Origin of the sequence: Allofustis seminis DSM 15817 (genome assembly GCF_000374325.1) — a bacterium.
In the GTDB taxonomy this organism is placed as follows: Bacteria; Bacillota; Bacilli; order Lactobacillales; family Carnobacteriaceae_A; genus Allofustis; species Allofustis seminis.
Genome location: NZ_KB894083.1, coordinates 1 through 18,043, shown reverse-complemented (window position 1 = coordinate 18,043; position 18,043 = coordinate 1). Strand labels below are relative to the sequence as shown.

Sequence of the window (18,043 nt, the reverse complement as noted above, 5' to 3'; positions counted from 1 at the left end):
GAGGTGTGCCGATGGGTTTTTCATATGACGATATTTCTTCAAAAAGCATGGGACTAAAAGCCAGGCTCACTTCCTGGCAGGTCTGTGGAGGAATGCGAAATTTCATCACCACCGTACCTGGAAAGTATGGGGTGACAGACTTTGGAGCTAATTTTGATTACAAAGAAATCAGTGTAGCTTGTAATATTTATCCGAAGCATAGCTTTTCTTCTCTGGTGAGTACCCTTGACGAACTTTCAACATGGCTTGATCCCATGCAAGGTTTAAAAGAACTTGTTTTTGATGATGTACCAGACAGGTATTTCATGGCGAGGCTGAATGAGAAAGTGGACTGTGAACGACTCATTCGTTTTGCAGGAAGTTTCAACTTGAAGTTTTTCTGTCCTGACCCTTTTGCTTATGCCATTACGGATGAAAATTATTTAATAGAAAGCGAAGGCGACCACACGGTTACAAGACTGACCGGCAATGTTGATTCCAATCCTATGTATCGTTTGAAGGGAATCATAACTTCTGGTGTAAATAATTCTATTTCTGTCACAACCAATGGCTTGGAAATGAAAATAGTGAATGCTGTACTTTTGGCAGAAGAAACACTTGTCATTGATACAGATAAGATGACGGCTTATGTGGAAGACGAAAACGGGATAATCTTAAGAAACGCTTTGCCTTACCTAGAGGAGATAGATTTTCCAAGTCTTCATGTGGGCACGAATACCCTAGCAATAACAACGAATAATGCTGTGTTTACAGCGCTTGAAATAAAGGCTCGCAGTAGATGGAGGTGATCCAGTGGCACTAAAAACAATATTAAATAAACAGACAGATTTTACGGGAGAGTTCCCAGTCGAATATGCAAAATCTGGACTGTGGCGATTTAATGATGTATCGGTAGATGAAAACGGTTATCTTGCAGACTCTTCTGGGTTAGACAGAAAAATAGAGCTTGTCAATTATCTAGGAACAACTGCAAGCCTTCAAAGCGGCCAAAAAGGGAGACAAATCCGAATCAACATCAACAATCCCGCTACAGAAAAAACCTACCTTAAAGTGGCCAATGATGGTACTTTCTTTTCGGAGATAGGAGAACGAATCCTTGTTGGCGGTTGGATGATACCGACTACTTATTCGGTGGGGAATACCTATTGCCCCATATTAAATACGCGCTATGGTCCTGGTCAGCCTATCTTTTATCTTTCGCTCTTTTCTGGTAGACCTAGAATCATGCTTTATAACGCTAGTGGTTCTCTCATACTCGACCAAACAACTACACCGCCTTTTTCTCTCATCAATGGTGGTGTGTATTTTATTTGCATGGTCATAGAGCCAAACAATAAAAATGCATGGATTGTCCTGGGTGATAAGACGAATGAAATAAGCTGGGTATCCCCGACCTATTCCTTTACAGGCTCACTAAACCCTTCTTGTACGGCCGACATCATTATGGGCATGCATGCGGATGCCTATTGGTATGCTGGCAGATTTGATGACTGGTTTTTTGATATGGATTCCAGTCTTACAACGGATGAGTTGATTGATTATTTCAATGGGTCTCTTTTGACTAACGGGGGTGATATGGGCGGTGCTGTTGATGCCCTTAGCGTACCGGGAGTGGTGAGTTTAAGGGAGACAGAAGGTGTCTATCCAACGGAAGGAACACTATATACGGCTCCGGCAACGTGCAATCTGTCTGGCACAGGTCGGGTATCTGTTACAAGTGAATATATTTCTGGGGTAACTGCAGTTGGGCCAATAGAAACCTCAACAAGCGATGACCTTGTTCATTGGAGTGATTGGGCAGCCATCGCACTTGATGGAAAACTGGTATCTCCAAATAAGGCATACATTCGTTTTAGGGTCACACTTACTACGGCAGATACGAGTAAGACCCCTCGAATTATTGATATCAGGCTATATGATATTCCAAAGTCACCTTATGAGAGGATTGGTTTTTCAAGACCAGTCGTACTGGATTCAAATGGAGCCTGGGAGGCTGTGTTAGAAAATGCTTATAACATTGTAGTAACCAGTGAAATCAATGGCGAAGATACGCTCTCTTTTATGATCCCCTATCGTGATACCAAGAGGGGATTCATTGATAGCGAAAAGAAAATCCAGATTGTTGATGACGTCTACAAAGTAAGGACTTTGACGGATACAAAAGACAGCGAAGGAAATCTAGCGACTGAAGTGTATGCTGAGGCAGAGTTTTATGACCTGACCTTTTCAGTGCGAAAAGAAGAGCATAAATTTGATGCAGAAACTGCTGAAGTCTCTATGGCTTATGCCTTAGAAGGAACAGAGTGGAGCGTAGGCACAGTCAATGTGCGAACTAAAAGAACCTGGACGAGTACAGAAAAGAATGCTCTGTCCATCCTTCGCACGGTTGCAGACTTGCATGGTGGAGACCTTGTCTTTGATAGCCCTAATAGGCTAGTCCATCTCTTAACGGTCTATGGTACGGATAGCGGTGCATTGTTTGCCTATAAGAAAAATATGAAGAGCATTAAAAGAGTCGTGGATACTAGAAGTCTAGTGACAAGGCTTTATGCCATTGGTAGCGATGGTCTGAGCTTTGCAGACATTAACGGAGGAAAAGCCTATGTGGAAGACTATACTTATTCGTCTGATATTCGAATATCAACGCTTGATTGTTCTTCCTTTACCAATCCCTATCAGATGAAAGAATATACGGAAATGAGGCTTGCTCAGTATGCAAAACCAAATATCTCTTATGTTTTAAACGCAATGGATTTATCGGTGTTAACGGGTTATGAACATGAGGCATGGTCACTTGGCGATTATGTTCATGTGGAAGATAAAGATTTAGGGCTGTCGGTAACCACTCGTGTTATACGAAGAGAATATAACTTACAAGAACCATGGAATACAGTATTAGAACTATCTACTACCCTTAAAAATCTGGGTAGTTCTGCAAGCCAGTGGGACAATGTAGCAGATTCTCTTGAAGGCACAAGTATGGTGACGAACAATGATATCCGGGAAATGGTGCCTTTTAATCTGCTGCGAAATTCTCGTGCTGATGATGGCATGGCTTACTGGATTAACTCAGGATTTGAAGTAGATGGTGATAACGGTGTAAGTGGGTCGACATCCTTTAAGGCAATGGGTGTAGCTAATATGACAAAAAGTATGGCTCAGACCATCTATCCAGCGAATCGTTCTAGCTACACGCTCTCGGCACAAATCGCATCTGAAAACCTTGAAAAGCTGAGTAGCAACTCACAGGTTGGCATTGAAGTGGTTATTGAATATGAAGATGGAACGACAGAAACAAGATTTATTGATTTGTATTAAGGAGGTGGATTGGTGGCTTATTTTTCAAGAACATCAGAAAAGATACTCCCAGAAAGCTACTCTTCTAAAGTAAAATCCATTACCATCCGTGTCTGTGTCACAAATTGCACAGGCACTTTTTATATTACGGATCTCTTTTTACAAGCAGGGTCAGTGGTCACGGGATGGGTAGGTCATCCCTGTGAAATAAGGTGGACGTTAGATGGCTAAGGTTAAATTTATAAGGTTGGCAGAAGTCATAAATAAAAAACAAGATAAGCGTGTCATGAGTGTAAGCATAAAACCTACCCTCTATGATTGCACTGGCATGATTTGGTTTACGGACATCCAGTTACAAGAAGGACCTGTTCTAAATGGTTATGCGCCTCATACAGAAAGTAGGTTAGAAAAACTAAAGGAAGATGGCAGTATCAAGAATCCTGTTTGGTTTAACGGTGTGGTCCGTTCAGAGGAAACCATTATTTTATTTAATGTTGGTGAAACCTCTGCAGGACTTGATATTCATATCTATCCAAAGCTTTCTATGTCTGCTGGAACAGTGAAACTAAGCCAAGGTATAGGAGGGCAACAGGTCTCCTTCCCTGGAACCATTGGAAAAGATGTTGATTTGGCGCTCCTAGCATCTACACGAGCATGTACCAAAAACGGAGCAAACGAACCCAAAGAGGGGTTCTATCAATACAGTGCTGCCTGGGACTCAAAGCACAAAGTGACCCTTGAAAAAGGGAAATCTGCAAGGGTGCTGTTTACCATGCAGGAAATGCAAGACGGAGGTGAACCATTCTAATGGAACGACTAAAAGGCAAGAAAATCATGGTGTGGACTTTTATGGGAAATGCACGGATGTATGAAGCTTTAGAGAAATATGGAGACCGGATTGATACCATCGGTCTTTTTTCTTTTAAGGTACGAGCTACGGGTGAAATTGTTGAGAGTGGTGTCACCATCAGCAGTATGCTCCCCTACATTAACCGTTATCGTCACATCAAATGGTTACTTACCATTGCCAATGATGGAGCAAATAGTATTTTCAGAGCATTGAGAGATAACACGAATGGTGCTCAGGAACTGTTTCTATCCGAGCTTATTCGTATTATGAAAAAGTATCCTTGGTGCGATGGTATTGATATTGACCTAGAAAGAGGCGATGACTATTCCACTCATGCTGAGTCAACCGCCATGTTCAAAAATATTTACAACACCATCAAAGCCCATGATTCAAGTAAACTGATGAACATCTGCCTTCCCGGTATGACCAGCGTGAATGGTTCAGTAGGCGGTGAGAATTGGTGCGTTTATGGTGACCTAGACCCTTATTGCGATACCGCATCAATTATGAGTTATGGTATGGCTTGGTCAGGTTCTGCACCGGGACCTGTATCTCCAAGGAGCTGGCTTGAAGGGATTTATGATTATGCCGTTACAGTGATGAATCCCGATAAGATTTTCTTTGGGATGCCTGCTTATGGATGGAACTGGCAAATCTATGACACACCAGAAAACCTAGGTAAAGCCTATAGGGGAACGTCTCATACCTACTATGCGGCAAAATACTGGATGACAGGAGTCTATAATTTCACAGACGATGCGCCTCCTCAACCGTTTATTCCCATCGTGGCTTATTGGGATGATGATAATAAAGTGCCCTGGGCATTGCCGCATGTCTACGATTATATGGAAGGAAGAGATGCCACTCGCTATAGCTATCCACTCTTATCTGCAAGCTACAATGGAAGACAGTATCTGACGGCCTATGGCAAACAACAAAAGTCAGCCTTTGGAACTGTTTATGTGGATCATGATGCCATGCCGGATAGTTATTCTGGTGTTGTTTCTGTTTCTAATAGCGTCACAACACTGGGGGATGAAGGTGCGGCAACGTATCACTTTACGATTGCTCAGGCAGGTACTTATGATGTAGCAGTAAAGCTAGGCTTTCCCTTTTGGGATAAGAATAATATTCATATCTCCCTTGATGGGAGTGTTGTAGATTTTTCTGAAAACAGACTGTGGTGGCCTTATTGGAGAACGACTTTCTGGGCGGTGCTTAAAAAAGGAGTGAGCCTTTCTCAAGGAACACACACCATCACCATTTCCCTTGGTACAAAAGGAGTACAGTTTTATGGATTTAGGGTTTGTTCTTCATTTTCTGAGGAGCCAACAGTAGGTGAAGCAGAATATACCCTTGCTCCTAGACATTTCAAAGATGTAAATGGTGATATGGTAGAGCCTGCAACTGGTTTTAAGTTGACGCTTGAAATACTTAGAAGAAAAGCAGATTCTGCCCTTGTGTGGTATGAGGATTTTAGAGATGATAACCCTCTCCCCCAAAGCTACTGGACAACATTATCAGGCGAATGGAGTGTTTGGCAAGATACAAGCAGTTCGATGAATAGACCCTATTCCCAACTGGAGGGTAAGGGGCAGTTAGCATGGAACTACAACAATTTTTCAGATATCCATTTAAGGGCGCAGATTATTTTTCCTGAGACCTTTAGTGGCAAGGCAGGTGTTTTTATTGGAACGATTTATTGTTGCTTTAATTATGATAACCAGCGTATTGAACTGTATGAAGGTTCTACTTTAAAAGGTAGTTATGCCACCAGCTTTTCAAAAACATCGGCCGCAAACATTCGATCGAATCCAAGCTTTTACACTCTAGAAATTCGAAAGCGTGGCAATCAAGTGCGGGTCTATTCCTCTGCATCCAATACACTGCGCTTTACAGCCACTTGCTCGGATGTGACAGGGTATGCAGGTATTCGTTCGGATAATAAAGTCCATTGCCAGTTGCTTCGCTTAGGCGATGCTTGGACCTATGAGCCTTATGAACGCTTTGACGTGCTTATGCCCGATGGAACATTTAAAACTTATGGTCGGCTATCAAGAAGTAACTGTTCTTGGGATGATGAGTTTCAAGTGTTTACTTTAACAGCAGACCTTGAAGAATCAGCCACAAGAAGCGAAAGCATCTCCCTAGATTATGATTTTTTTCATTCAGATATGATGCCATCCATCCAGTGCGGAAAGGACTACAGTGTCACCATCATTCCAAGGGATATTAACATCTGGATATCTCGTATTTTCTTAGGTGATGGTGACGGATTTTCCATTCTTTATTATCAGGATGTGGATAGCCTTGTGTACTGGGCAAATGAAGCAGCTTATCGGTGGAAACTTCGAGGCATGTGTATGTGGTCACTAGGGCAGGAGGATTTAAGACTCTGGGAGTGGCTACCAAAACAAATAGAGTAATCAAAGGAACATCTGCAAAAGTAGGTGTTCTTTTTATTTCATCAAAAGGAGGAATTTTAAATGAAAGAAATATGGAACTGGATCCAAGTTGTGATAACAGCAATCGGTGGATTCTTCGGATGGTTTTTAGGAGGAGCAGACGGATTTTTATATGCGCTACTAGTCTTTGTAGTCATCGACTATCTAACAGGTGTCTTATGTGCAATCGCTGATAAGACCCTATCAAGTGAAGTGGGATTTATCGGAATCAGCCGTAAAGTGCTGATTTTTGTTTTAGTGGGTGTAGCCAATATTTTAGACGTCTATGTGATTGGTGATGGGAGCGTACTAAGAACAGCGATTGTTTTCTTCTATCTATCAAATGAGGGAATTTCGCTGTTAGAAAATTCAGCTCACCTTGGACTACCGATCCCAGAAAAACTAAAAGATGTATTAAAACAGCTCCATAACAAGAGCGACGAGGAGGAATAATCATGAAAACTAAAGGAATCGATATCAGCACGTGGCAAAAACCAAGTCAGATAAACTATGACCATCTTGCAAAAGAGGTTGATTTTGTCATTCTACGTGCAGGATACACCGGTCACGGTACAGGAGTGAGTTTACACAAAGATGATGCTTTTGAGCAACACTACAAAGCCTTTCACGAGAGAGGTATTCCTGTCGGTGTTTACTGGTACAGCTGTGCCAATACCAAAGCCAAGGGCATAGCAGAAGCGAAGAAATGCCTTGAAATTATCAAAGGCAAGACCATCTCCTACCCTGTATTTATTGATACAGAGGATAATTATCACCAGCGACCAAGTGGCAAGAAAGCCATTACCGATGCTTTAGTAGGCTTTTGTGAAACCGTAGAAAGTGCTGGCTATTACACCGGCATCTATGCGTCTAGTTCTTGGTTTCAAGATTTAACAGAACTGGATCGTCTAGAACCTTATGATTTCTGGGTCGCTCAGTGGTCCAGTAAAGAACCGACTCTTCGTCATGGTATCTGGCAGTACACAAGCAAAGGTAAACTAAGTGGTTACTCAGGAAACTTAGACATGAACTATGCCTATAAAGATTACAAAGCGATTATCCGAAGTGCAGGGCTTAATCATCTTGGTAAAGAAGAAAATATACCTGCTCCTACAGAAAAGAAATCGATCGAGACGCTGGCCAAGGAAGTCATTCAAGGCTTGTGGGGTAATGGTGAAGAACGAAAGAAACGCTTAACGGATGCAGGCTATGATTATGTGGCGGTGCAGTCAAAGGTTAATGAAATACTATCTAGTAAAAAGTCGATTGATACCATCGCAAAGGAAGTTATTCGTGGTGATTGGGGTAACGGACAAGAACGAAAAAACAAACTGACAAAAGCCGGTTATGACTATATTTCAGTACAAAAAAGGGTCAATGAACTCTTGAAATAAGAAGTATCAAAAATGCTTATTGTACACTTTGCATATATTGAAAGTGACTAGAAATAAACTCAAAAATTCTATTTAATCTCAAAAAGAAAACCTGTGAAATCAATCTTTGTTATGGACTGATTTCACAGGTTTTAAATTATTTAGGGTTTATTTCCTAGTCCCAACCAATGAAATCAGTGAGTTTATAACCACGTTCTTTAAGCTCTATCCTATAGCTACAGCCAATGAACTTTCCTACTATGTGAATGATGGGATATTAAAACCAATCGGCAAATATTATATCTTTCAAGAACTGGTAAATCCTATTTACAATCGCAAGGGTAATCAAATCACGGTATCGCTGACAGTGGAGTATATCGACCAGCAGACCAAAGCAACGCAGGTATCTCAATTTGATTTGGTACTTGAAAAGAACGGGAGTAATTGGAAGATTATAGAATAACAAATATTGGTACATTATTACAGCTATTTTGTAATCACGTACTCTCTGCTTGAGTGAAAACGTAAATTCCAGTGTGAAACCCTGACGCAGAGAACTGGTTTTAAGTCTTACAAAATCTTTTTGTTCCTGAACTTAGGGCTTAGTTTTTAGTGTTATCTCATGGAATTTACTTGTGTCTGTGAAGCCAGGTCCTTATACTCATGTATGAAGAGCAGAAAAAAGGGCGCACGAACGTGCGTGGCAGGCAGCAAACATTTTTCGTGAGGACTGACTTCCACTTATGTGTGTCTTGATAGGTGTGTTTGCCGGCAACCGGATGAGAGATCTTATTTAAGAAGGTAGGGTTTCAAAATTACCTGCTCTCTGGGGATTTCGCGTATGCCGAAGGCAGCAAACGCCTCCAGCATGTCGGAACGGAAAAAGCGCATGAGCTCAAACGGGGTTTTCCCGTGCCGCTTCTCACGTGGGGTGGAATTTACGTGAGAGAGAACAAGGTTGAGTGCCTGCTGATCTTTGAGGCCGAGCCTGAGCAGATCTGTTCCTTTTGGCAGAATATAGCGCAGTTCGGTATGCCTTTTTTCTAAACTTCCTTTCTGTCCAGAAGCCATGGGGTCGCAGTAGAAGACACGGGTACGTGTCAGGCCGCTGCGGGTATTCTCCATGGCTTCAGCATTTTGGAACTCTGATCCACGGTCGGTGAGCAGGAGTGCTACCTGCTGGATAAACAAATCCAGTCCTAGAATGTCCTCCAAAAGGTTTATCCCCTCTACCATGGCATTCGCCGTGCGTTCTTTGTGAAAGAATGCGAAGAGGAAGTCGTAATCCAGCATGAGAAACGTCTGTAGATAAGGACCGCCCGGGTCGTTATAGACGGTATCCATCTGAACAATGCTTACATCCGGTTCTTCCTGAACACTGCTCAGATAGTCGGCATAGGTACGGCCTTTGAGATACTGACGATCCTCGCGTTTTTTATACAGAACCTGGGCATGCTTGGGCAGTTTGCGTCCGGTCTTCTGGCGCAGATCCAGATCGATGAGGCCCCAGGGACGGAAGACACCCTGAGCGATGTAGGTATACAGTGTTTTCTCACACAGACCGATGTCCGGATGATTCTCGACTACATGGTAGGGGGAAAGTCCTCTCTTGATCGCCGGGACGACCAGACCAGCTAGACGTTCTACATCCTTCTCGTCCAGATTCAGCCCCTGTCTGCTTTCCACAAGCCGTTTCTCATAGGCCAGCTGTGCCTGGTGCGCTTCGTATTTGAACTTGTCGAAGCGACAGCTTCGGTACTCGGGACAGCTATTACAAGCGCCGGGCGAGCGGTCGCGTCTGGTACAGCGAAACGGTTGATAGTCCACGCAGTCCAGATGACAAGCTCTGCCGTGCAGACAGTGTTTGTAGGCAGAGCATTCTAAGAGCAGGCGGCAACGGAAGACCTGTGCCCGGTGCAGGGCAATTTCCTTGCCAACGGTCGAATTGTCCTTGCCAATGGTTCTTGCAATCGCTGTTTTCGTAGAGCCTGATTCGATGCCTTTTTCTATGAGTTTGCGTTCTTCTAAGCAAAGATGTCTGTTTCGATTTGTTGCAGCCATAGTCTAAACTCCTTTCTGATGCGGCTGCCGGCAAGAAAAAGTGTACTACAGAGTTCTAAAAACTTTATAGAAGAACTGAATGCCAGTTCAACTGCCTTATACTGGAATTTAGGTTTTCACTTAAATTCACGTACTCTCTTTGATAAAAAATTGGAGATTCCTTTACAAATATGCTCTTACGTGCTATTATTTAAGTATCTATTTAAAAGGAGTTAATAAATATGCGGCAAGGTATTCTTAAATAAACTGTCAATTTGATAGTGGGAACAAATAATTGGATGTCCTTTTTTAGGAGGGCTTAGTTTTTTGTACCCAGTTTAAGAATACCTTTATCATGTGATTCTAAAGTATCCGGAGAATATCTGTATGCTTTGTATGCCTATGGTTATGCATAAAAATCCCAGTGATAAGAGTATTTATCACTGGGATTTTTATGCCCTTTTGGGGGTACTACCAACAAAAAGCGGAAAACATACGCTAAGCAAAATTCGACATAAAGAAAGCCGATTTTTCCTACGCTAAGGATTTTGAAAGATAAAAAAGCCTAATCCCTGCTAAATTGAAGGGGAAATTAGGCTTTTGGTCTTCCACAATCGCGCCCGTTTGTGGAAGATAGCGATTTCCTCTCCTAATATTATCTGAAAGGAATCATTAAGCACTGTTCGCACCAAAATTGTTGGCCTTATCCTCTTCCAAAAGCTCTAACCCTTCAGAAATCCAGTCCTGATCCCTTGCCCTTAAGCCTTCTAACAGGTAACTGACTTGATCGAACGTTACGAACAAGGAGACTTTTCTGATGTGAGTATCCAAGTCAACCTCGCCTCTATAAGCCATCACTTGCCGAGTAAACAGCTCGCCGCAATCTTCCAAAAGGTATACATAATCATAATCGGGATCACTTATTGCGGCATCACCAAAATCGATAATGCCTGTTAATGGGGTCTGACGTGAATTCAAATTCGTCAAAAAATGATCAGGTGACAAATCGCCGTGAATTAGTCTCGGCGTATATCGTGTATATACCGGATGAGTCATATAGGATTGGAAGCGCAGCGTGAGATAGTCCCTTAAAGACTCATCAAGAAGAGGGAACACCTGATCCTCCACAGCTTCCGATAGCAAGAGAATTTTATTTTTCAGGTTTGTAACAGGAACCCCGGCTGATATGGCAGTTTCAACAGGAAATGCGCTTAGCTCATTCATGAACTCAGCAAGTTGCAGCGCCAGTCGATCTTTTGCATCATCGGGAAAAACGGCCATCCCGTCTTCACCCAAGATTTGGCCTTGGACTTTACGGTAGCCCACGAAGGGATTTCCATCACTTCGCTTTCCGATATATACATACTGTGGAATATTCACCTTAACACAACCGACCAACAGAGGTAGCAATTGGATTTCTTTGTTCAATTCGTCTGCACCTTGTTGACTCTTGGGAAAACGAAAAACCCAATCTCCATTGACGAGGATCGCGTAATTCCTAAAGCCCTCACCAAGCGACTCGACGGATTGTATGCTTATATCTGGGAACTGAGTCATTATCATTGTGGTATAGTGAAGTTTATTTTGTTTCATTTATTCTCCTATCTCATTATGCAGCTCTCCTGCTTAGTTTAATAAGTCTTACTCTACAATATGGCCCGATTGCTGAATAAAGTTGAAAGAACGATCATTGGCTATTTATTATTTCAATCCATGGATCAGATTCCGCAATTCAGCATTTACACTTTATCATATAATAACCTTTGACAATCGTGGGTGCTACTGTTTGTTCCAAAACTCTCCCTTTTCTGTACATACAACTTTTTCCCTTTTAGGAAGTGTCTTTTAACGCTTTAAATATAACATATCTCTGTACATTAATCTATGTCTACTAACCTATTATTATTTAACTTATGTTACAATGAAGCAAAAGGAATAATAGAGAAAGAGTGATTTTTGTGTTTATTGGATACGCACGTGTATCAACGGGATTACAAAACTTGGATTTACAAACAGATGCGTTAGCCCAACATGGTTGTACGAAAATTTTCCACGATAAAATGAGCGGGGCGAAGAAAAAACGTCCCGGTTTAGAAGAGGCGCTCCAGTATGTACGCGAGGGGGATACAATTGTCGTTTGGCGATTAGATCGTCTCGGTCGAAACATGCAGGACTTAATACAAATCGTAAATACTTTGAATGAACGAGGAATAGGATTCCACAGTCTACAGGAAAACTTGACTATGGACAAAAGCAACGCAACGGGGCAATTGATGTTTCACTTATTTGCGGCTTTTGCAGAATTTGAGCGTAATCTAATTGAGGAACGCTCGGCTGCTGGACGAGCAGCTGCAAGAGCGCGTGGACGACTAGGTGGTCGCCCAGAGAAATATGGATCAAAAGATATTGAAATGATGAGAGCTCTAATTGAAAATGGCACTCCGATTAAAGATGTTGCTGAAAAATGGGGTGTATCCCGCACAACAATTTATCGCTATTTGGAAAAAAAATAAATACTTTTTACGAAGGTGGGGTAATATGGCATCTAGAGGAAAAGAATTACTCACAGCAGATCAAAGGGAAGAATTTGTACGAATACCATTGGATATGACCGAACGTGAATTAGAAATCTATTATACTTTTTCGCAATATGATCTCGAAATTATTAATCGACACAGAAGGGATCATAACCGTTTAGGATTTGCCGTCCAATTATGCGTTTTACGATACCCTGGATGGTCACTCTCATATGTTGAACCTATACCGGATTTGGTAATTCAATATATAGCGAAGCAAATAAATGCTGACCCCGATTCTTTTTCTTTATATGCTAAACGTGATCCAACCAAACATGAACATTTGGAAGAAATTCGACAAGTATTTGGTTATCAGAATTTCTCTCCAAGTAAGTATCGTAAGACTGCACAGTTTTTAATGCAACATGCCTTGCAAAATGGAAATTCAATGTACCTACTTCATACAGTTCAAGAACAATTACGGAATCAAAAAATAATACTTCCTGGAATAACCACCATAGAAAGACTTGTTTGGGAAACCCGTCGGAGAGCAGAGGAAAAAATATTCAAATCCTTAATGAAACCCCTTTCAAATTGGCAAAAACAAAAACTGGAGACACTTATCGACCCCTTTGTTGAAAACAGGAAAACTCCATTAGCATGGTTAAGGGAACTTCCTGGCCAATCGTCACCCGATGCCTTTTTAAAAGTAATTAAGCGTTTGGAATATATCAGGGACTTGAAACTTCCAATGATTACACAAGAAGTGCATCCCAATCGATTGCTTCAATTATCACGTATTGGAGCACGTTATGAACCTCATTCATTTCGCAGATTTAAAGAAAATAAGAAATACGCCATTCTGGTAGCATACCTTGTGACACTCAGCCAAGACTTAATTGACCAAGCAATTGAAATTCATGATAGGCAAATGATGATTTTACAATCAAAAGGTCGAAAAACACAAGAAGAAATGCAAAGGGAAAATGGAAAAGCAGTTAATGAAAAAGTTATTCATTTTGCAGACATTGGAGCCGCGCTTATTCAAGCGCGTGATGAAGGACTCGATCCATTTAGCACCATTGAAAAAGTAATGCCATGGGATAAAATCATTACCTCCGTTGAAGAAGCGAAAAAATTAGCTCGACCAATGGACTATGATTATCTTGATTTGCTTGGAAATCGATTCACTTATCTGAGAAAGTATACTCCTGCCCTTCTTAAGTCTTTAGAGTTTCGTTCCACAATAGCATCAGAGCCATTAATACGTGCTTTAGAAACATTGAAAGAAATGAATGAATCTGGAAAAAGAAAAGTACCAGATGAGGCTCCGATAGATTTTGTTCCAAAACGTTGGCAGAAACATGTTTATGATGAAGAAGGAACAATAAATCGACATTATTATGAAATGGCTGCCCTAACAGAATTGAAAAATCATATTCGCTCTGGAGACGTATATGTTGTTGGTAGCAGACTACATAAGGACTTTGAAGAGTACCTTGTTGCTAAAGAGGACTGGAAAGCAACAAATCTTGAAGAAACTAAGTTAGCAGTTCGCTCCTCAGCTGAGGTATATCTTGAAGAACAAAGGAAGGCACTAATTCAACGACTCACATGGATTTCAAATAATCTTGATGATCTTGAAGGAGTAAACATCGAAAAATCTAAACTTAGACTAGATCGTTTAGAAAAAGATACTCCAGAAGAAGCACGAAACTTCAGTCTATCCTTGTATAATATGCTGCCAAAGGTAAAGCTCACTGATCTTTTAATGGAGGTAGCCCACTGGACAGGATTTGATAAAATGTTGGTACACGCTTCCACTAATAGACCTCCAAAGGGAGAGGAAAATCCTATTCTGATGGCTGCACTTATGGCAATGGGAACTAACATCGGTTTGACTAAAATGGCAGATGCTACACCTGGAATTACTTATCACCAAATGGCTAATGCTGCTCAATGGCGTTTGTACGATGATGCTATTAGTCGGGCGCAATCCACATTGGTAAATTTTCAGAAAAAATTAACCCTTGCTTCATATTGGGGTGATGGTACCACTTCTTCATCTGACGGAATGCGAGTACAGGTTGGTGTATCATCTTTGCACGCTGAAGCAAATCCTCATTATGGTACAGGTAAAGGTGCAACCATTTATCGGTTTACAAGTGATCAATTCTCTTCTTTTTATACGAAAGTCATTAATACAAACGCAAGAGATGCTGTACATGTCATCGATGGATTACTTCATCATGAAACGGAGTTAAATATTGAGGAGCATTATACTGATACAGCAGGTTATACCGATCAGGTTTTCGGTTTAAGTCATTTGTTGGGGTTTCGATTTGCACCAAGACTTCGTGATTTAGCTGACGCTAAACTTTACACAATTCAAAAACCAAATGATTTTCCTAAATTGGAAAACTTACTTCGTGGACGGATTAACACAAAGGTTATTCAGGAAAACTTTGATGACGTGCTCCGATTAGCCCATTCTATTAGAGAGGGAAAAGTATCCGGTTCGCTTATTATGGGGAAGTTAGGTTCGTATGCAAGACAAAACAAATTAGCCACCGCTTTACGGGAAATGGGAAGAATCGAAAAAACTATTTTTATCCTAGATTATATATCTAGTGAGACATTACGTAGACGTATCCAGCGAGGACTAAATAAAGGGGAAGCCATGAATGGTTTGGCAAGAGCATTATTTTTCGGAAAACGAGGCGAGTTACGGGAAAGAGGTTTACAGGATCAGTTGCAGCGCGCAAGTGCATTAAACATTATAATTAACGCAATTAGCGTATGGAATACCGTATATCTAACTGAAGCAACGAAATTGTTAAAGGAAAAAGGAAATTTACGGGAGGACCTATTAAAACACATTTCACCTCTGGGATGGGAACATATCAATTTTCTTGGTGAATATACCTTTGATATGACGAAAATAACAAGCTTAGATTCACTGCGCCCTCTTAATCAATAAAATGAAATCCGAAAATTCCTTAGCGTAGGAAAAATCGGCATTCTTTATGTCGAATTTTGCTTAGCGTATGTTTTCCGCTTTTTGTTGGTAGTACCCCTTTTGGGCTTTTGAATGGAGGAAAATCACATGAAAATTATTAATATTGGAGTTTTAGCTCATGTTGATGCGGGAAAAACTACCTTAACAGAAAGCTTATTATATAACAGTGGAGCGATTACAGAATTAGGAAGCGTGGACAGAGGTACAACGAAAACGGATAATACGCTTTTAGAACGTCAGAGAGGAATTACAATTCAGACGGCGATAACCTCTTTTCAGTGGAAAAATACTAAGATGAACATCATAGACACGCCAGGACATATGGATTTTTTAGCAGAAGTATATCGTTCATTATCAGTATTAGATGGGGCAATTCTACTGATTTCTGCAAAAGATGGCGTACAAGCACAAACTCGTATATTGTTTCATGCACTTAGGAAAATAGGTATTCCCACAATCTTTTTTATCAATAAGATTGACCAAAATGGAATTGATTTATCAACGGTTTATCAGGATATTAAAGAGAAACTTTCTGCGGAAATTGTAATCAAACAGAAGGTAGAACTGCATCCTAATATGCGTGTAATGAACTTTACCGAATCTGAACAATGGGATATGGTAATAGAAGGAAATGATTACCTTTTGGAGAAATATACGTCTGGGAAATTATTGGAAGCATTAGAACTCGAACAAGAGGAAAGCATAAGATTTCATAATTGTTCCCTGTTCCCTGTTTATCACGGAAGTGCAAAAAACAATATAGGGATTGATAACCTTATAGAAGTGATTACGAATAAATTTTATTCATCAACACATCGAGGTCAGTCTGAACTTTGCGGAAAAGTTTTCAAAATTGAGTATTCGGAAAAAAGACAGCGTCTTGCATATATACGTCTTTATAGTGGCGTACTGCATTTGCGAGATTCGGTTAGAATATCGGAAAAGGAAAAAATAAAAATTACAGAAATGTATACTTCAATAAATGGTGAATTATGTAAAATCGATAAGGCTTATTCCGGGGAAATTGTTATTTTGCAGAATGAGTTTTTGAAGTTAAATAGTGTTCTTGGAGATACAAAGCTATTGCCACAGAGAAAAAAGATTGAAAATCCCCTCCCTCTGCTGCAAACGACTGTTGAACCGAGCAAACCTCAACAAAGGGAAATGTTACTTGATGCACTTTTAGAAATCTCCGACAGTGACCCGCTTCTGCGATATTATGTGGATTCTGCGACACATGAAATCATACTTTCTTTCTTAGGGAAAGTACAAATGGAAGTGACTTGTGCTCTGCTGCAAGAAAAGTATCATGTGGAGATAGAAATAAAAGAGCCTACAGTCATTTATATGGAAAGACCGTTAAAAAAAGCAGAGTATACCATTCACATCGAAGTTCCACCGAATCCTTTCTGGGCTTCCATTGGTCTATCTGTAGCACAGCTTCCATTAGGGAGCGGAGTACAGTATGAGAGCTCGGTTTCTCTTGGATACTTAAATCAATCGTTTCAAAATGCAGTTATGGAGGGGATACGCTATGGCTGTGAACAAGGATTGTATGGTTGGAATGTGACGGACTGTAAAATCTGTTTTAAGTATGGCTTATACTATAGCCCTGTTAGTACCCCAGCAGATTTTCGGATGCTTGCTCCTATTGTATTGGAACAAGTCTTAAAAAAAGCTGGAACAGAATTGTTAGAGCCATATCTTAGTTTTAAAATTTATGCGCCACAGGAATATCTTTCACGAGCATACAACGATGCTCCTAAATATTGTGCGAACATCGTAGACACTCAATTGAAAAATAATGAGGTCATTCTTAGTGGAGAAATCCCTGCTCGGTGTATTCAAGAATATCGTAGTGATTTAACTTTCTTTACAAATGGACGTAGTGTTTGTTTAACAGAGTTAAAAGGGTACCATGTTACTACCGGTGAACCTGTTTGCCAGCCCCGTCGTCCAAATAGTCGGATAGATAAAGTACGATATATGTTCAATAAAATAACTTAGTGTATTTTATGTTGTTATATAAATATGGTTTCTTGTTAAATAAGATGAAATATTTTTTAATAAAGATTTGAATTAAAGTGTAAAGGAGGAGATAGTTATTATAAACTACAAGTGGATATTGTGTCCTGTATGTGGAAATAAAACACGATTAAAGATAAGGGAAGATACTGAATTAAAAAAATTCCCCCTCTATTGTCCGAAATGCAGACAAGAAAATTTAATTGAAATAAAGCAGTTCAAAGTAACTGTGATTACAGAGCCAGACGCAAAGACGCAGAGCCGATAAAATGAGATTAATACAATCTCATTTTATCGGCTCTTTCCGTTATGTATGGATTCTTTTAATTAGTCTTCGATGTTTCTTGCTTCGTTGATACCGCTGGCTAAAGATTCCATTAAGGATAGTTCTTTGTCTGTAAAGCTATCCATGTATTTCTCTATCTGTAATCGTCGGGTGCTTTTTACCAAGTTATTAGCAGGTAAGAAAAATTCATCAA

Annotated in this window: 12 protein-coding genes and 3 pseudogenes; 12 read left to right on the top strand and 3 right to left on the bottom strand. The window is 40.5% G+C overall.

What is annotated here, in order from left to right; genetic code table 11:
- Positions 1-11 precede the first annotated feature (11 nt).
- The 7 genes and pseudogenes from C231_RS0105000 to C231_RS0104965 form a co-directional block, all read left to right on the top strand.
- The gene (locus tag C231_RS0105000) at positions 12-788 is read left to right on the top strand and encodes a distal tail protein Dit (RefSeq protein ID WP_018659535.1); all 777 of its coding nucleotides are present in this window, start codon (positions 12-14) and stop codon (positions 786-788) included.
- Between the two features lie 4 nt (positions 789-792).
- A complete protein-coding gene (locus C231_RS0104995) occupies positions 793-3,318 on the top strand; it encodes a phage tail spike protein (protein ID WP_018659534.1) in 2,526 nt (841 codons plus the stop codon).
- 202 nt (positions 3,319-3,520) lie between these two features.
- Entirely contained in the window at positions 3,521-4,105 is a 585-nt protein-coding gene (locus C231_RS0104985) for a hypothetical protein (RefSeq protein WP_018659532.1), read from the top strand.
- Positions 4,105-6,573: a glycosyl hydrolase family 18 protein gene (locus C231_RS0104980; protein WP_018659531.1), complete on the top strand. Its 2,469-nt coding sequence runs from the start codon at positions 4,105-4,107 to the stop codon at positions 6,571-6,573. The genes C231_RS0104985 and C231_RS0104980 overlap by 1 nt, the downstream gene beginning before the upstream one ends.
- A 60-nt stretch (positions 6,574-6,633) precedes the next feature.
- Positions 6,634-7,044: a phage holin family protein gene (locus C231_RS0104975; protein WP_018659530.1), complete on the top strand. Its 411-nt coding sequence runs from the start codon at positions 6,634-6,636 to the stop codon at positions 7,042-7,044.
- Between the two features lie 2 nt (positions 7,045-7,046).
- A complete protein-coding gene (locus tag C231_RS0104970; RefSeq protein ID WP_018659529.1) occupies positions 7,047-7,985 on the top strand; it encodes a GH25 family lysozyme in 939 nt (312 codons plus the stop codon).
- Positions 7,986-8,142: 157 nt separating this feature from the next.
- Positions 8,143-8,427: pseudogene (locus C231_RS0104965) on the top strand (conjugal transfer protein); the annotation flags it as partial.
- 326 nt (positions 8,428-8,753) lie between these two features.
- Here the strand turns inward: C231_RS0104965 and C231_RS0104960 are convergent.
- The gene (locus C231_RS0104960; RefSeq protein WP_018659527.1) at positions 8,754-10,025 is read right to left on the bottom strand and encodes a helix-turn-helix domain-containing protein; all 1,272 of its coding nucleotides are present in this window, start codon (positions 10,023-10,025) and stop codon (positions 8,754-8,756) included.
- A gap of 366 nt (positions 10,026-10,391) precedes the next feature.
- Here C231_RS0104960 and C231_RS08845 point away from each other — a divergent pair.
- Positions 10,392-10,460, top strand: a pseudogene (locus C231_RS08845) (hypothetical protein); the annotation flags it as partial.
- Positions 10,461-10,676: 216 nt separating this feature from the next.
- On the opposite strand, the gene aph(2'')-IIIa reads toward C231_RS08845, so the two are convergent.
- On the bottom strand, positions 10,677-11,597 hold the full coding sequence (gene aph(2'')-IIIa, locus C231_RS07880; protein ID WP_018659526.1) for an aminoglycoside O-phosphotransferase APH(2'')-IIIa: 921 nt from the start codon (positions 11,595-11,597) through the stop codon (positions 10,677-10,679).
- A gap of 356 nt (positions 11,598-11,953) precedes the next feature.
- Between aph(2'')-IIIa and C231_RS0104950 the strand changes: the two genes are divergently transcribed.
- The 4 genes from C231_RS0104950 (at position 11,954) to C231_RS08445 (ending at position 17,832) form a co-directional block, all read left to right on the top strand.
- Positions 11,954-12,517, top strand: coding sequence for a recombinase family protein (locus C231_RS0104950; RefSeq protein ID WP_425386747.1), 564 nt, complete (start codon positions 11,954-11,956; stop codon positions 12,515-12,517).
- A gap of 25 nt (positions 12,518-12,542) precedes the next feature.
- Complete coding sequence (locus C231_RS0104945) at positions 12,543-15,500, top strand: Tn3 family transposase (RefSeq protein ID WP_018659524.1); 2,958 nt, start codon at positions 12,543-12,545, stop codon at positions 15,498-15,500.
- 126 nt (positions 15,501-15,626) lie between these two features.
- Entirely contained in the window at positions 15,627-17,546 is a 1,920-nt protein-coding gene (tet(M), locus tag C231_RS0104940; protein WP_018659523.1) for a tetracycline resistance ribosomal protection protein Tet(M), read from the top strand.
- 118 nt (positions 17,547-17,664) lie between these two features.
- Positions 17,665-17,832, top strand: coding sequence for a cysteine-rich KTR domain-containing protein (locus C231_RS08445; protein ID WP_000336323.1), 168 nt, complete (start codon positions 17,665-17,667; stop codon positions 17,830-17,832).
- Between the two features lie 59 nt (positions 17,833-17,891).
- Here C231_RS08445 and C231_RS07875 read toward each other — a convergent pair.
- Positions 17,892-18,043, bottom strand: a pseudogene (locus C231_RS07875) (XRE family transcriptional regulator); the annotation flags it as partial.

Bases quoted from the DNA above. Each gene is read 5' to 3' on its own strand.
- C231_RS0105000 (WP_018659535.1), top strand. From the start codon at position 12: ATGGGTTTTTCATATGACGATATTTCTTCAAAAAGCATGGGACTAAAA.
- C231_RS0104980 (WP_018659531.1), top strand. From the start codon at position 4,105: ATGGAACGACTAAAAGGCAAGAAAATCATGGTGTGGACTTTTATGGGA.
- C231_RS0104985 (WP_018659532.1), top strand. From the start codon at position 3,521: ATGGCTAAGGTTAAATTTATAAGGTTGGCAGAAGTCATAAATAAAAAA.
- C231_RS0104975 (WP_018659530.1), top strand. From the start codon at position 6,634: ATGAAAGAAATATGGAACTGGATCCAAGTTGTGATAACAGCAATCGGT.
- C231_RS0104960 (WP_018659527.1), bottom strand. From the start codon at position 10,025: ATGGCTGCAACAAATCGAAACAGACATCTTTGCTTAGAAGAACGCAAA.
- C231_RS0104945 (WP_018659524.1), top strand. From the start codon at position 12,543: ATGGCATCTAGAGGAAAAGAATTACTCACAGCAGATCAAAGGGAAGAA.
- C231_RS0104970 (WP_018659529.1), top strand. From the start codon at position 7,047: ATGAAAACTAAAGGAATCGATATCAGCACGTGGCAAAAACCAAGTCAG.